This window comes from Cohnella caldifontis (assembly GCF_029360585.1).
Classification (GTDB): Bacteria; Bacillota; Bacilli; order Paenibacillales; family Paenibacillaceae; genus Cohnella; species Cohnella caldifontis.
The window spans coordinates 151,041-167,482 of the sequence record NZ_JAQZSJ010000009.1 but is presented as its reverse complement, the minus strand read 5'-3'; the positions used below and the strand labels follow the sequence as shown (position 1 = coordinate 167,482).

6 protein-coding genes and 1 pseudogene are annotated in these 16,442 nt (G+C 46.6%); 5 read left to right on the top strand and 2 right to left on the bottom strand.

Annotated elements, in window-relative coordinates; translation table 11 throughout:
* The first annotated feature begins 83 nt into the window (after positions 1-83).
* The 5 genes and pseudogenes from PTZ19_RS14545 to PTZ19_RS14525 form a co-directional block, all read left to right on the top strand.
* Positions 84-4,643, top strand: a complete 4,560-nt coding sequence (locus PTZ19_RS14545; protein ID WP_276355744.1) for a hypothetical protein — start codon at positions 84-86, stop codon at positions 4,641-4,643.
* Positions 4,644-5,074: 431 nt separating this feature from the next.
* Positions 5,075-8,164, top strand: a complete 3,090-nt coding sequence (locus PTZ19_RS14540; RefSeq protein WP_276355741.1) for an ATP-binding protein — start codon at positions 5,075-5,077, stop codon at positions 8,162-8,164.
* A gap of 20 nt (positions 8,165-8,184) precedes the next feature.
* Positions 8,185-9,318: a response regulator gene (locus PTZ19_RS14535; protein WP_276355739.1), complete on the top strand. Its 1,134-nt coding sequence runs from the start codon at positions 8,185-8,187 to the stop codon at positions 9,316-9,318.
* Between the two features lie 143 nt (positions 9,319-9,461).
* On the top strand, positions 9,462-14,345 hold the full coding sequence (locus tag PTZ19_RS14530; RefSeq protein ID WP_276355736.1) for an S-layer homology domain-containing protein: 4,884 nt from the start codon (positions 9,462-9,464) through the stop codon (positions 14,343-14,345).
* 179 nt (positions 14,346-14,524) lie between these two features.
* Positions 14,525-14,644 (top strand): annotated as a pseudogene (locus tag PTZ19_RS14525) (transposase); the annotation flags it as partial.
* A gap of 148 nt (positions 14,645-14,792) precedes the next feature.
* On the opposite strand, the gene PTZ19_RS14520 reads toward PTZ19_RS14525, so the two are convergent.
* On the bottom strand, positions 14,793-15,344 hold the full coding sequence (locus tag PTZ19_RS14520; protein WP_276355735.1) for a hypothetical protein: 552 nt from the start codon (positions 15,342-15,344) through the stop codon (positions 14,793-14,795).
* 115 nt (positions 15,345-15,459) lie between these two features.
* On the bottom strand, positions 15,460-16,302 hold the full coding sequence (locus PTZ19_RS14515) for an SDR family oxidoreductase (RefSeq protein WP_276355732.1): 843 nt from the start codon (positions 16,300-16,302) through the stop codon (positions 15,460-15,462).
* Positions 16,303-16,442 lie beyond the last annotated feature (140 nt).

Below are 16,442 nucleotides of genomic sequence, written 5' to 3'. Positions count from 1 at the left end.
ACTTTGGGAGGAAATTTGTTGGAAAAGATCGAATAAAACTCAGTAACACATGGTTACTAATGTGCGGATGAGGGAGGATGAGTATGCCGTACGAATTAGGGGGAAGAGCAGATAAGAGTGGGAATAGATTTGAAATTAGATGGACAATCTATCAGATCCTTGAAGTATTGGACGAGAAGCTAGATTATATTACTTTGGAAGCTCTTGGAGATGACGAGCGAGGAGTTGATATCTGGATTGGTAAAAAGAATGGCATCAGGGAAGCTCAGCAATGTAAAGGGAGAAATGCAAGTAAGGAGTATTGGGATTACGGCACAGCTAATGCAAGAGGAATCTTTGCAAATTGGAAGTTTCAGTTAGAGAGGGATGAGTCAAACACAGTTGCATTAGTATCCCCGTTAGCTTTTACACTATTAGAAGATCTAATCACTAGAGCAAAGAATACTAATAACATTCCTCAAAATTTTTATCATAATCAAATACTTAATGCTAGTAGGGAACTAAAAGATTTCTTCAGTAACTTTTGTAAATCAATGGATATAAACCCCGAGGAAGAAGCTGATCTAATAAAATGCATTTCTCTTTTGAAAAAGATATCATATCGCCAGATTCCAGATAGCGAATTAAAAGAATTAATCTTATCTAAAATAAATTATCTATTGCTTGGCGATGAAGAAAACATATATGAAACAATGGTTACTTGGGTTATAGACGGAGATATCTTAGGGAAACATATTACCCAATCTGTCGTGCATCAGTTATTTAGTGAAAAAGAGATTAGATTAAAAAATCTTTCTACTGATAGACGTATTGTTCCTAGATTGGAAGAGTTGAATCGAGAATATAGATCTGTGTTTATTCCAGTAAATAATGAACTGATTGATAGAAACGAATTTTCCTTGTGTAGAAAAGTACTAGGTTTAGGAGAGTCCCTGTTAATACACGGGAAAGCTGGAAGAGGAAAAAGCGGTTGTACAGAGGATATTATTAACTATTGTCGAGAAAGTGCCATACCGTATATAGCGATCAAATTGGATAAGCGCATTCCGAGTGGAACTGCACAAAAGTGGGGAGAAGACTTGGGTCTGCCCACTTCTATTGTTCATTGTGTTCACAGTGTGTCTAAGACTGAAAGTGCTGTAATTATTCTAGATCAATTAGATGCATTACGCTGGACGCAAGCACACTCAAGGGATGCTTTATTAGTATGTGCTCAAATTATAGATCAGGTAGAAAGACTGAATTTGGAAAGGGAATATAAGATATCCGTAGTTTTTGTATGTAGAACGTATGACTTGGAGAATGATAATAATATTAAATCCTTGTTTAAGAATGATGATAAGAAAAGAGCAGTTGTACAGTGGAATAAGATTCAAATTAATGAATTGAATGATGAGACGGTGAAAATTGTTATTGGGAACCGTTATGAAGCCTTAACAGGCAAATTGAAGGAAATATTGCGAATTCCAAGTAATCTATACATCTGGAAACATTTAGACGCCAATAAAGAATATAATGAATGTTCGACTGCAAATCATCTGGTTTCGGAATGGTGGAGACAATTAGAAAGAAAATGTTTTGAATTCGGACTGAGTGAGGGAGATCTGAATGAAACTAAGAAGAAAATTATTAGTTATTTTGATAAATTAGGTCGAATATCTATTCCATTGAATTTATTAAGTATTAACAGATCGAGCCTAGATTTTTTATCTTCAAATGGTTTCCTTGTAATACAAGGAAACAGAATCTCATTTGCTCATCAATCGATATTAGATTGCTTTATAGCCGAAATGATGCTGAAACAATATTATGAAACCGGAAATATATTAGAAGTTATTGGAGATAAGGAAAAGCAAACCCCCGGAAGAAGATACCAAGTTCAGATGCTGTTACAGAATTTAATTGAGTTTGATAGCGAGGATTTTCTTAATGCAGGTCAAAAAATGCTGGCATCTGAGCAAATAAGATATAGTGTGAAGTTTGTCTTTTTCGAATTATTAAATCAGTTGGAAGATTTGGACGAGAATATACAGAACTACATAATTGAAAGCTGTGAAGATGAGAATTATGGTTCTCATATAATCAATAATGTTATATATTCCAAACCACAGTATATTAAATTGCTTAGGGACAGCGGTGTTTTAGATAAATGGTTTGAAAGTACGGAGAAGAAAGAAATCGTATTTAATCTGATTATCAGTATATCCTCAAAGTTTGAAATAAAAGATGTTGCATTTATAGAAAAGTATGCATTTCAATCGCAAGAAGATGATAATAACTTTTCGCGATGTTTTCTACATGATATCAATCAAGATACCGATGAGATGTTTGAATTGCGAATGAAATTTTATCATCAGTATCCGCAAATGGCTGATAACTATCTGGATTTCAAGAAAATGCTTAAAAATTGTGAAATGAGAACAATGAGAGTGTTTGCTTTTTTATTGGAAAATAGGCTGAATAGACAATCTGGATCAATTTATAAATATGAAGAGGAATTTTTGCAAGAAGATTCTGAGATTTTAATTAAAAACGGTACTGAGGTGATAGAGTTATTACTACGGTATATTCCAACTGAAAAAGACGAAATGTTGTCATATAGCGATTGGTCTGGTAGATACGCGCACAAAAGAGGTCTTGAAAGGGCATGCATTCAGATTATAAAGAAGGCGAATGCAGCTGTAATTGCCCTGAATCCAGAAATATTCTGGGAACGGTATAGAGAATACATGGGGACAGGCAATGATTTGTATAACGAGATTATATTAGATGCAATGTGTAAATTGCCAACTTCCTATAGTGATGCTATTGTTGAATATTTATGTAGTGATTTTGACAAAAACATATTTGAAAGAACGAGTGGTAATGGCGATGAATTGTTACTTGCCAAACAAGTTTTAGCAAGACATTCCGAACACTGTGGCTCAGCTATTTTTGATGTGCTAGAAAAAACGGTTATTGGTTACGTATCGCCACGAGCTAAAGAACGATATCAACGTAGAATTGAATTTAACCGGGAAAATAATGGTTACATCGTTTATTGGAGTTTTTGGGGAGATTTACAAAAAGAAATTCTAGAAGTGTTGCCATATAATCGACTTAGTGAAAAGGCCAAAGATTTGGTGCGTGTGTTAAGGCGCAGATTTTCAAACGAAGCTATTTTATATAAATATTCAAACGGACACAGTGGATTTATAAGTTCCCCTGTTGCGGGGAAAAAGCTCAGTAATAAAAAATGGATAGATATATTGACTAATAATAAACTTAGGAAGAAGCATGCTTCCCGTTGGAAAGAAGTGCCTGGAGGATTTGTAGAAAGTTCGATTGAATCTTTTTCAAGTACCTTTAGTAGTGCTGTTTCCGAAGAACCTGAAAGAATGATAGAGTTGATGCTTTCGTGTAATGATACGATATCGGATATATATATTGATTCATTATTTAGTGGAGTAGCTCATAGTAAACATTTGAAGAATGTGCCGGTAAAACTATTAGAAGCAATGATTTTGAAATTTTCGTTTGATTTTATTTCATATAGGGCAAGTTCAATCTGTACGATTATTGAAGAATGCGGGGAGGCGGGATGGTCACAGGAGATATTGGATATTCTTAAGGACATTGCGATTAAACACAAAAATCCAGAGATTGGTAATCCGAATGTGACCAGTAATGAAGATAAAGAAATGCGTAGCTTTGATATGTTACAAAGCAACGCGTTGAATTGTGTAAGAGGCAGAGCGTCCCAAGCAATAGCGCAATTATTATGGAGAGACAGTGATCTTTTTGAACAGTTTAAAAATACAATTGAAAAATTAGCATTGGACGAAAATCCGGCAGTAAAATTGGCAAGCTTATTTGCGTTATGGCCTTCATATAATATTGATCGTGATTGGGCAACTGAAAAGATTCTTTATCTCTATGAACAAGATTATCGACTAGCTGGATATCATGATACAAAAAATATGTTTTTTTTATTATACCCTCAGTATCGTCAACGCATATTAAAAATTATTAAGCAATGCTACGATTCTGAAGATGAGGAATTGATAAAGCGTGGAGCACATTGTTTGTCGGAAATGTTCATTCTTAAAAATGAATTTGTAAATGAAATTACAAATGTGGATATTATGAGCAAATTGCAAGCTGAAGAGATTCTATATATGGTCATGTTATATTTTAATAAGGAAGAATATAATACATTAGCTAAAAATATTATACGTAAATTTAAAACAAGCACACTAGATTTAGAAATGCCGATTTCTAGATTATTTTATGATAATCTAATAGATTTGAAGAGAGATAAAGAATTTTTGATAGAAATAATGAGTTCGGATTTGAGTCGTAGAACGTTGCATGCATTTGTGCACTACCTAGAAGAAGAAGCAAAATCGGTAGTTGAATACAAAGATATAATATTATCTATGAGCCAGCATTTACTCCAGAATGACACTAAGAAATACGAGGGCGCATGGGGAATACAAGATGAAATTTCTAAACTGGTGATTGGATTATACGATGAGACTTCTGGAGATACGAGACCTGAGTTAAAGGGCATAGCTCAAGAATGTCTGGATATTTGGGATTTAATGTTTGAAAAGCAAATTGGACCAGTTAGAAGATTAAGCCATGAGATGATGGAAAGATAGCGAGGGGTTCTTGCCGTAAAACTGCCGCAAATATTAGTGGTAAGGTACAGTAAAGTAAGAGAATAGATAACAAAGAGTATGTTAGATCATTGAATTTACGCGATTGTATGTGACTATAACAGAAGCCATAATAATGGGATGTATGCCCGCATACGGGGCATGTGGAGTCGGTCATATTGACGGTTCGAAACTGAGGTCTGGCAGATTCGCTTATATTAAATTATGTTTTTTCATTCGTCCAAGGTGTATATTACTTGGACTTTTTTATGTTTGGATTCATAAAGACGAAAGCAAGTATCAGCTCCTCGTGGTACTCATATTCTGGATTCATTCAATACTACGCTCTGGAAGAAGGGATAAAGTCATATTTTGTCGAATTAAGCGATAGATTAATGGGGGCGGATATGAAGACGAAACGGGAACAGGGTACAATGAGAAAACAATTGACGGTACTAATCGGCATGATTGTTGTCTTCATCGTCGTTACAACGCTATTCATCTTTGAATGGTTAAATCCTACGTTTCAATACCCGGAAGCGAGAGACGGGGTTTTGGACACTAGACAATGGAATTTTGAGAAGCAAGGGATTATACCGTTGCGTGGAGAGTGGGAGTTTTATGAAAACAAACTGCTAACTCCGCAGGATTTCCACAGCAGTGGCAAGGAACTGGAAGTGGAGCGCCGAATCGTTCGTGTTCCCGGAGGCTGGGACGATGTCGTTTCCTCCGGCAATGGGTATGGTGCGGGTACGTATCGTTTGCGCATTGAGGTTAGCGATCTGGATTTATATAGCCTTAGAGGCAAAAAGATTCGCATGTCCAGCCACATCTATATGAACGGATCCGACCTCGGCGGTACCGGAAAACCAGATTTGTCGGCGGATCGATTTGTACCTAGCAACCTACCGTTTTTCGGTACGATCAAAGCGGATACCGATACCATTGACATCATCATTCAGATTGCCAGTTACCGTTACTTGGAAGGCGGATTGGTGCATGCGCCGGAATTCGGTTTAACGGATGATGTATTGGCCAGGCGCGATAATGCCCGCTTGGCGGATATGATCGTCATCACCACGATGCTGGTATTCGGGATTTATTTCGCAGGTATGTTCAAGGAATGGAGGAAAGAGCCCTATCTCGCCTTTTTTAGTTTGTTCTGCTTGTCACTGGGGTTGTTCTTCAGCATCGACAACGAGATCGTCATGGCGAACCTGTTCCCGGCTATGTCTTTTCTATTCTTGCAGAAAATGCTCTTTATCCTGCCTTACGTTTCTGTCTTGTCGTTTGTCCTCTATGTTTATCTATATCTGGGCCATAAGGGAAACTTGGGATATAAGTGGCTATGCCGGGTTTCCTATATTTATCTGGCTTTATTGGTTGGCATTCCAAACGAATATTTAGTTGATTTTCTTTGGCTCGGAATCGTCTTGGAAATCGCCGCTTTTGCTTTCATTATTTATTGGCTATTCCGTTATCGGAATAGCGGGGTTCAAGTTTACTACATTTTGTTGGGTTTATTTTTCCTTATCATCAGTTGGGCGTATGCCCAGACACGTTATCAGTTGGCGTTGGACAACCCGTATTATATGATCGTATCGCCGCTGCTTCTCGTTCTGTCGCAATCGTTCCTCATGTCGGACCGGGTTCGAGAGGCGTACTTGCGGAACGAGCGATTGGCTGAGCAGCTCATTGCGTATGATCGCCAGAAAGACGAGTTTCTTATCCACACATCCCACGAGTTCAAGACGCCGCTGCACGGCATTATCAATCTGGCGCAGGTGGTTATCGACCGGAGCGGCGGAGAGATGGCGCAGCGGCATCGTGAGAATCTGAGCTTCATCATTGCCCAGGCGACCCGCCTGTCTACGCTGGTGAACGATATTATCGATTTTCAGAGCTTGCAGCGCGGCAGCCTGACGTTCCACAATCGGCCCTTTGATGTCAGCGGCACAGTGCATGCTACGCTCGAAGCGTTGAAATTTTTGCGCAGGAACGATCAGGTGAGACTGGTCAATCAGGTGCCTCCGGGAACCTTTTATCTGTTCACGGACGAAAACCGCCTGAAGCAAATTCTCGTGAACCTAGTCGGCAATGCATTGAAATTTACAGAACAAGGAAGCGTGGCGGTGGCCGCAGAGTCAAGAGAAGGCTCGCTGCGTCTAACGTTTGCGGACACCGGCGCCGGGATGAGCGAGGAGCGGCGACAGGGGCTTTTCAAAGACGATCTGTACGAGGGCGGAGGAGAGCCGGCGGTTTCGGCGTTTCAATCTTCCGGTCTGGGTCTGAAAATATCGAAGGCGCTTGCGGTTCAAATGGGCGGTAATCTGGAACTGCAGTGGTCGGAGCCGGGAAGGGGTTCCGTTTTCGAACTGCGGCTGCCGGAGGCGACGGCAACGCAGAAGGAACTGGGGGCCGCCAGGACAGAAGCCGGTCTGAAGCCGCAGCTGCTGCCAGAGACAAGTTCGCAGGCGGGGGAAGAGGTGTCGCCGCATGAGGAGGAACAATCCGGCAAGCTGAAGATTTTGCTGGTGGATGACGATTTCTCCAACATTAAGGTGCTGCAGGAGTTGTTTGTGTCCAGTCGTTATCGCGTTCTCGTAGCGTACAATGGAGCGGATGCGCTTAAGCTGATTCAGCAGCATCGCGATGATTTGTCTCTTGTCCTGCTCGATGTGATGATGCCCGAGCTCTCAGGGTATGAAGTGTGCAGGCGTATTCGGGAAGAGAATCCGCTCTACAAGCTGCCCGTGTTGCTGCTGACGGTGCGCAATTCGCCTTCGGATATCGCAATGGGCCTTGAGGCGGGAGCCAATGATTTTCTGGTAAAGCCGTTCAACGGCAAGGAACTGCTGGCCCGGGTGCAGACGTTGCTGCAATTGAAGGAAGCTGTCGAGCAGGCCATTCGCATGGAGACGCTGTTTCTGCAATCGCAGATCAAGCCTCATTTTGTCTATAACGCTTTAAGCGGCATTATTTCGTTATGCTACAGAGACGGCGCGCGGGCGGGTAAGCTGCTGGGCGAATTCAGCAACTATTTGCGGCTGAGCTTTGATCTTGACCCCCGTCATGCCAAGGTTAGCTTAAACCGTGAACTGTCTCTCACCAAATCCTACGTCGAGTTGGAGAAGGCTCGTTTCGGCGAACGTCTGAACGTGGAATGGAATGTAGACGTCCCATCGGAGATGTTGATTCCGGCGTTGATTGTGCAGCCTCTGGTCGAAAATGCGATCCGTCATGGCGTAATGAAACGTCTGTCGGGAGGCACGGTGGTCGTTCAGGCGAAGTTGGAGCCGCAGGGCTTGCGGATCGTCGTTCAGGACGATGGGGTCGGCATGACCGCAGAGCAGGTGGACCGAATTTTTAGGCCGGAACGGCTGGACGGCAGCATCGGCTTGATCAACGTACATAAGCGGCTGATCAATGAATTCGGGCAAGGCTTGCTGATAGAGAGCTTTCAGGACAAGGGTACAACGATTGCGTTCCTGATTCCTTCCCGCGCAGGAGCGGCCGTACCTTAACGGGCAGGAGGGTGAAGTAGATGATGAGAGCCATTGTCGTAGACGACGAGTTGTTGGTTGCGGAGCAAATCGATAGAATGCTGGTGAATGCGGGAGTGAAGGTGTTGGGCCGTTGCGTGAATCCTCACGAGGCGCTCGGAATGGCTAAAGCGCTGCAGCCCGATGTGCTGTTTCTGGATATCGAGATGCCGGAGCTTAGCGGATTGGAGATTGCGGAGCGGGTATATGCGGACAAGCTTGACATGGAAGTCGTGTTCATTACCGCCTATAACCAATACGCGCTCGACGCGTTCCGGGTAAATGCGCTCGACTATTTGCTGAAGCCGGTGATGGAAGAAGATTTGCAGCGTTCGCTGGAACGGGTCGGAATAAGACGACAGTATCGCGGGGGCACTGTGAATAGTGGTGGACAAAGATCGCCTATCGCCTCGCTATTCGGCAAGTTCGCGCTGTATTTGGATGGCGGTCCGGAACCCGTTCGCTGGGTAACATCCAAGTGCGCGGAGTTGCTCGCCTATATGCTGCTGCAGCCTAGTGAGAAGGAGGTCAGCAAGTGGGAACTGATCGAAGCACTCTGGCCGGTCCAGCATGCAGAGAAGGCGGGTATCAACCTTCGAAGCACTGTGAGCAGAATCAATAAGACGTTACGGGATTGCGGTTCGGGCATGGCGCTAGCTTCGGTCAGGAATGGCTATAGGCTGGTCTCGTCCGATGAAGCCCCGGCTATGGATGCATCGGAATTGGAGCATTTCGTGCTGGACACCATCGAGCCGAATTCGGATAATCTGGACCACGTCGAGCAACTCGTTCTCCGCTGCAGCCGACCGTTTCTCCAAGAATTCGACGGCGTCTGGTGCGAGCCTTACCGCAAGCAGTATCACCAGTATTTCCTTCATCTAGGGAAAAGGCTGCTCTTGTATTACGAGAAAGCCGAGACGGAGCCTTTCAAGGCGCTGCGGCTGGCCGATCTGCTCGTCGAACACGACCCTTACGACGAATCTTTGCGGGAAGCGGCGCTGAAGCTGCACCATCGTACCGGCGGTTCCCAACGCGCGACCGCCTACTATGAAGCATACGCCGAGTTGATCCACACCGAGCTAGGGGCTTTGCCGGGCGATGCGCTGACCGCGTTGCTTCGCACCTTAACAAGTTGAACTCTATCGCATGAAGGAACCTGTAATCCGAAGCGGGTTCCTTTTTGTTTGCAACAATTTTGCAACATCGCTCCGGCTATAATGGCACCGTACGATCACGCGGGACTTGAGGAAGTACGACGATCAGGAGAGGAAGATGCGTTATGATCCCGAAGAAGAGTCATGGAAAGAGAAAGTATAGAGATGGAATGCGAAGTACGGCCTATCTATTGCTCGCCATGATCCTCTGGATGCCGCTTCTTTCGAGCGTGGGCGGCAAGGCTTCGGCAGCGGGGAGCTGGTCGATGATCGACGGACCGAACGGCCTTAACGTATATTCGGCCAATCGGGCGGAGTACCCAGCCATGGCCGTATGGAACGGCGAAGTATATGTCGCGTGGCAAGAACAAGCAACCGCAAATCAGATTAGGGTCAAGAAATATAACGGCGAGGGCTGGACAAGCGTTGACGGCAACGGTCCGAACGGCATCAACATGAACCCGGGCAAGTCGGGAACGAGACCGACGATGGCGGTATACAACGGCGATTTGTATGTCGCATGGGTCGAAGCGGTTAACTCGAGTTACGGTCAAATTCGGGTCAAGAAATATAATGGCGGCTCAAGCTGGATAAGCGCCGAAGGGGAAAGCACGACCGGAATTAACTTCGATGAGACGAAGGATGCTAACTTCCCTGCCTTGGTCGAATACAAGAATGCTCTATATGCGTCGTGGAGCGAAGCGGGCAAAATTTACGTCAAGATGTATAACGGCACGAAGTGGACCAGCGTCGATGAGGGTCCGAACGGAAACGGATTAAATATAGATCTGGCAAACCTCGCGGCTTTTCCTGCTTTGGCCGTATTGGGAAATGAATTATTCGCGGTATGGTCGGAACAGTACGGAACCATTTATCAACTCAGAGCGAAAAAGTACGACGGCACGAGCTGGACGACGATCGACGGCGACGGCGCTACCGGGTTAAATATGGTTAGCGGGAGAAGCGCGTACTCCCCGTCGTTAGCCGCGGACGATGGCGCCCTGTACATAGCTTGGTATGAACCGGCCGATTCGACGACGGACGACCAAATTCGGGTAAAGAAATACGACGGTAACGGCTGGACAAGCATTGACGGCAACGGGAAGTATGGAATCAACGTAGATCCCTCTTTCCGAGCTAACTACGTCAAAATGGCAGTCGTTAATCATGAAGTCTATGCGGTGTGGTCAGAAAATACAGGCGGTTGGAGCGGTGGCAGGCCCGTCTTTAAAATTCGTGCGAAAAAGTATACCGGATCGGGCTGGACGAGCGCAGAAGTCGGCTCAAACGGTTTAATCGCGGATTCTTCGAGAACCGCTCTTTATCCTGCCATAACCTCGCTCAACAATACGATATTCGTAGCGTGGCAGGAGCAGAACAGCACGGTTGATCAAGTTCGGGTAGCCATGTTACCGCCTCCGGCTGTCAATAGCGTGACGGTGACTCCAAGTCCTGTTAGCTTAGCGCAAGGCGGAAGCAAGCAGCTTCAAGCTACGGTAGATGCGCAGGGCGGAGCGGCGACGACGGTCACGTGGACAAGCAGCGACTCTAGCGATAAGGTGGCGGTGAGCGGCACCGGTAACGTAACCGTTGCGGCGGACGCCGCGCCGGGCGATTATACGATCACGGCGACATCTACTTTCAATAACGGCAAAATAGGAACAGCGACGATTACCGTCATGCTGCCTACCGTCAACTTCGTGTTGGTCAGCCCGGTTAAGGCAAGCATTATGCAAGGTGGAAGCAGGCAGTTCAGTACTTTGGTTGACGTGCTGGAAGGAACGGATAAATCGGTCACGTGGACAAGCAGCGACTCTAGCAATAAGGTGGCGGTGAGCAGCACAGGAAACGTAACCGTTGCGGCGGACGCCACGCCTGGCGATTATACGATCACGGCGACCTCGACGGTCGATCATAGCAAAAAAGGAACGACGGCGATTACCGTCCTCGCAGCGCCTGCAATCAACAGCGTAACCGTCACCCCGGGCACCTCCAGCGTAGCGCAGGGCGGAAGCAAACAGCTCACGGCTTCGGTAGACGCGGTGGGGGGAGCGGCAACGTCGGTCCTATGGACAAGCAGCGACAGTACCAATAAAGTAGCGGTGAGTAGCTCGGGGAAAGTGACCGTTGCGGCAGACGCAGAGTTGGGCGATTATACGATTACGGCAACGTCAACGGTGAATAGCAGTAAAAAAGGAACGGCGACGATTACGGTCACTGTGCCGCTGATGCCAGAGACGACGCCGGCGGCGGAGATCGACTATGCGGCGGAACAGCTGACGGGGCTGGAGCCGAATAGCGCCTACACCGTCAACGGAACGGAAGTGACGGCGGACAACGACGGCACATTGGCGATTCACGATAGCTGGCTGGGCGCAACGGTGAACGTGGTGAAGCCGGGCAACGGCACGACGACGACCGACAGCGCGGCGCAGGCGTTGAGCCTGCCGAATCGCCCGGCGACGCCGACCGCAGGGAAGACGGACGAGACGTCCATCAATGGCAACGACGGGACGCTGACGAATGTGACGTCGGCGATGGAGTACAAGAAAGGAACGACCGGCAGTTGGACGGACGTAACCGGAACGAGCGTAACGGGTCTGGCGCCGGATACGTACTACGTGCGCGTCAAAGCGACGTCTTCGGCATTTGCTTCGGAATCGCAAGATGTAACGATTGCAACGTTTGGATCATCACCGGAGACGATGCCGGCGGCGGAGATCGACTACGCGGCGGAACAACTGACGGGACTGGTACCGAACGGCGGATACACCATCAACGGAACGGCGGTGACGGCGGACAACGACGGCACATTGGCGATTCACGATAGCTGGCTGGGCGCAACGGTGAACGTGGTGAAACCGGGCAACGGCACGACGACGACCGACAGCGCGGCGCAGACGCTAAGCTTGCCGGCCCGCCCGGCAGCTCCGGTCGAGATTACAGTGACGGATGCCACTTATAACGGAGCGAATGACGGTTCGATTCTCAACGTAAATCTTGCAATGGAGTTTAAAAAGGGGAATACCGGAACATGGACGAATACAACGGGGACGTCCGTTGTTGGGTTGGAGCCAGGCGTTTACTACGTGCGGGTAGCCGCAACGGAAACGTCGTTTGCCTCCATTCCCGCTCAAGTAACCATCCATGACTCGGATGCAACCATCCCGGAGGCTCCGAATGTGAGTGCCGACGATGCGAGCAACGTGATTGTCGGTTTGGACACGACGATGGAATTCTCGGTTGACGGTCGGGCTTACGTCCGATATGACGGAACCAACATGCCGCAGCTAAGCGGCGAGCACACGGTTCAAGTGCGGGTGGCAGCCAGCGGCTCCGTTCCGGCGGGGCCGGCTACTACGCTGATCTTCACGACGAATGTTGCCGTTCCGGCGGGCGGCTTGACGGTAACCGCAACAGATCCGAGCGGCTCAGCGAACGACGGAAAAACCTGGATAATGGTAACGCCTGCCGTTGACGGCGGGCATCGGCTAGTCTATTTCAAATTCGGCAGCGGCACCGTAGACGTACCGAATGTCGGCGACACGCTTAGCGGTTACCTGAACGTACCAAGCGACCGCATGATCCCGGCGGCGAACGGCGACAAGATCGGCATCGCGGAAGTAGATGCACAAGGCCGAGTCGTGAAGTTTGGTCAAACGGCAGCGATCGTGATCGCCGAACCGCCGAGACCTCAGCCTGGGAACGAAACATCGCCTGGGAACGAAACATCGACTGGAACGACTAGCCCGAACGAAGAAGCAGTCAACGTGCTGGTTAACGGTAAGGTTGAAAATGCGGGCAAAGCAACAACGACGGAATCGGGCAGCGTCAAGACGACGACTGTCGTCGTCGATCCGGCCAAGCTGCAGGCGAAGTTGGAAGCGGAGGGCGAGAATGCAGTCGTCACCATTCCCGTCAAGTCCGCGTCCAACGTCATTGTCGGCGAACTGAACGGCCAGATGGTGAAGAAGATGGAGAATCTGTCTGCGACGTTAGTTCTGCAGACAGACAAGGGAACCTACACGTTGCCGGCCAAGGAAATCAACATTGACGAAGTAGCCGGCAAGCTCGGCAGCAACGTGAAGCTGGAGGACATTCAGTTAAAAATCTCGGTTGCGCAAACGCCGGACACGATGGCAAAGGTTGTCGAGAAAGCGGAGGCGAAGGGCGAATTCTCCGTTGTTGTGCCTGCTCTTGATTTCACGGTCGCAGGCACCTACGGAGGGAAAACAGTCGAAGTCATGAAATTTAACGTCTATGTCGAACGCATGGTGGTTTTGCCGGACGGCGTTGACCCTAACAAAATTACGACAGGCATCGTGGTTGAGGCGGATGGAACGTTCCGTCACGTACCGACCAAGATCGATATCATCGATGGCAAGTATTACGCTCAGATCAACAGCTTAACCAATAGCACTTACTCCATCGTCTGGCATCCGCTTGAATTCCTTGATGTCGAGAACCACTGGGCCAAAGTCGCTGTTAACGACATGGGATCACGAATGGTCATTGATGGTACGGGCGGCGGCCTGTTCAGTCCCGATCGCGATATCACCCGTGCAGAATTTGTAGCCATCCTTGTACGCGGATTGGGACTGAAACTGGAAAATAGGGCAACGGTGTTTTCTGACGTGAAGACGTCGAGTTGGTTCAGCAGCTCGATCAACACGGCATATGCGTATGAACTGGTTAGCGGGTATGAGGACGGCACGTTCCGACCGAACGACAAGATTACTCGAGAACAGGCCATGATGATTCTTTCCAGAGCGATGACGATTACCGGACTGAAGGCAAAGCTGTCCGCTCAATCGGAAGATGCAACACTTCGTCCGTTTGAAGATGCGTCAAACGTATCCGGCTGGGCGCAAAGCAGCGTTGCAGACAACGTGCAGGCCGGCCTCGTATCTGGACGAGGTGCCACCGCGCTTGTGCCGAAGGCATACATCACCAGGGCTGAGGTTGCAACCATTATTCAAAGACTTTTGCAAACATCAGGCTTGATTTAAGTAGTTTATCATCATCCCTTCCTAGCAGGATCTTTCGATGTTGGGAAGGGATTTTTATTGTAAAATCGGTAAATCGCAAGCACAGAGGCGTACGGATGCATCTACAGCAAACAATTGCAACGATCGGCAGTCCACTCATGTGGAGTGTGTGGCGTTGTTGGTTTGGAGTGGTAAAGAAAATGGTGCTAGACAATGCTCGAATTCATCATGCTAAGCTGCTTTCAAACTTCCTTTAAGAGAACAAGAATCGCCTTGAACTGGTATTCCTTCCGCCTTATAGTCCGGAGCTGAATCTCTTAAGCATCATTGGTTCAATTAATATAGACGCTCTCAGCAACACGACAAACATTTTTATGTACAAAAAAGGAAACATCCCGTAGAACGTCTTAACCCGTATTGAACCGAGTTACACCAAAGAGTACAAGGTCGGGTTCAAGGTGCGAAGGCTCAGAAAAGACGCACATCGGGATCGGCAGTATGTGTTTGCTTTGGGAAAAGAAATGTTTCGATATAAGGTGAAGATATCCCTTGATGAAATTTTATGGCGGTTTCGGCAAAAAAGCGTTTTGCTTGTTCCACGGTACGCTTTCCAATAACAATTTCATTTACCATATTCAATGCTAGAAAATTCATTTCTTCTTTGTCGCATTTCGCCGATACTTGGCCGCTCGTGCGGTCAGGATAAACACTTCCATCAAATTGTGCAACTTTATCAAAAAGTTCAATAGGCACCTTGTAATCAATGGTCTGTTTCAAAAAATCAAGATGGGGAGTAGGGAAGTTATGCGGTACAGTATCAAGATAAACGATAGTTTGTTTCCACGGACCATTATGATGCCAAATGAGTCTTCTTGAACTAGTTTCGTTTGGTAACCCGTATTTATTGACTAGCTTATGAACAACAATTTTTTGAGGTTCGGACCAACTGGCAGTAATTTGGTCGATAACCGGATGAATCCTGTAATATTGCGTCCAATCTCCATAATTTCCTTTATGCATTAGAATTGCCTCCTGTGATGGGTTTATTACACCCCATCATATTCGGTTCAGATACCTAAGGTTACAATGAAGCGCCCCGCGGAAGTCCGAAGAGCGACTTCTGAATTGGATGAGTTTAACCGTTTACAATTTGTCCGCCATTCACATGCAGTATTTGCCCTGATATGTAAGACGCATCATCGGAGGCTAAGAATACATAAGCAGGTGCCACTTCAAATGGTTGACCAGCTCGCTTCATGGGAACGTTATCTCCAAAAGAGGCAATCTGTTCAGGGGGTAAGGAAGATGGGATTAATGGAGTCCAAATGGGTCCTGGAGCAACACCATTGACTCGAATTCCTTTCGATGCTAGTGACAATGACAGAGAGCGTGTAAATGAAACAATCGCTCCTTTTGATGCCGAGTAGTCAATTGAATCTTGATCTCCTAGATAGGCACTAATAGATGTTGTATTTATTATGGAGCTCCCTGAATTCATGTAAGGCAGGGCAGCTTTCGTCAAAATGAACTGAGAAAAAATATTTGTGTGAAAAGTGCTTGCTCGTTGATTCGAATCTATATCTAGTAAACTGCTCTTAATGTAAAGCACACCGGCATTATTCACCAAAATATCAATACGACCATATTGGTGAATCGTTTGCATTACAGCTTGTTGGCGAGGTTGCTCATACCCTATATCGCCTGGTATGGTAATGCAACGTCGTCCATACTTTTGGACATAGAACTTCGTTTCATTGGCATCGCTGTGTTCATTTAGATATGAGATTGCAATGTCTGCACCCTCTTTCGCGAAGGCGACCGCTACAGCTCTCCCAATTCCACTATCCCCACCAGTAATGAGAGCTATCTTATTCATAAGTTTACCGGCTGGTTTGTAATTGGGGTTATCAAATATAGGTCTGGGTGTCATTAATGATTCAATACCAGGTTTACTTTGTTGCTGAGGCGGGAAACCCATTAAATACACTCCTTTCGGTATATAGAATAATATTAAATTTTTGATATAAGTTATGATTATCATTAGGGATATATACCCTACGCTAGCCAATCTTGCTGCTTTTCTCGAGTGAATAATGGCAGTTCGAAGGTGCCTTAAAT

What these genes read in the sequence shown, in the direction of transcription:
- PTZ19_RS14535 (WP_276355739.1), top strand. Translation starts at nt 8,185, where the DNA reads ATGATGAGAGCCATTGTCGTAGACGACGAGTTGTTGGTTGCGGAGCAA.
- PTZ19_RS14515 (WP_276355732.1), bottom strand. Translation starts at nt 16,302, where the DNA reads ATGGGTTTCCCGCCTCAGCAACAAAGTAAACCTGGTATTGAATCATTA.
- PTZ19_RS14545 (WP_276355744.1), top strand. Translation starts at nt 84, where the DNA reads ATGCCGTACGAATTAGGGGGAAGAGCAGATAAGAGTGGGAATAGATTT.
- PTZ19_RS14530 (WP_276355736.1), top strand. Translation starts at nt 9,462, where the DNA reads ATGATCCCGAAGAAGAGTCATGGAAAGAGAAAGTATAGAGATGGAATG.
- PTZ19_RS14540 (WP_276355741.1), top strand. Translation starts at nt 5,075, where the DNA reads ATGAGAAAACAATTGACGGTACTAATCGGCATGATTGTTGTCTTCATC.
- PTZ19_RS14520 (WP_276355735.1), bottom strand. Translation starts at nt 15,344, where the DNA reads ATGCATAAAGGAAATTATGGAGATTGGACGCAATATTACAGGATTCAT.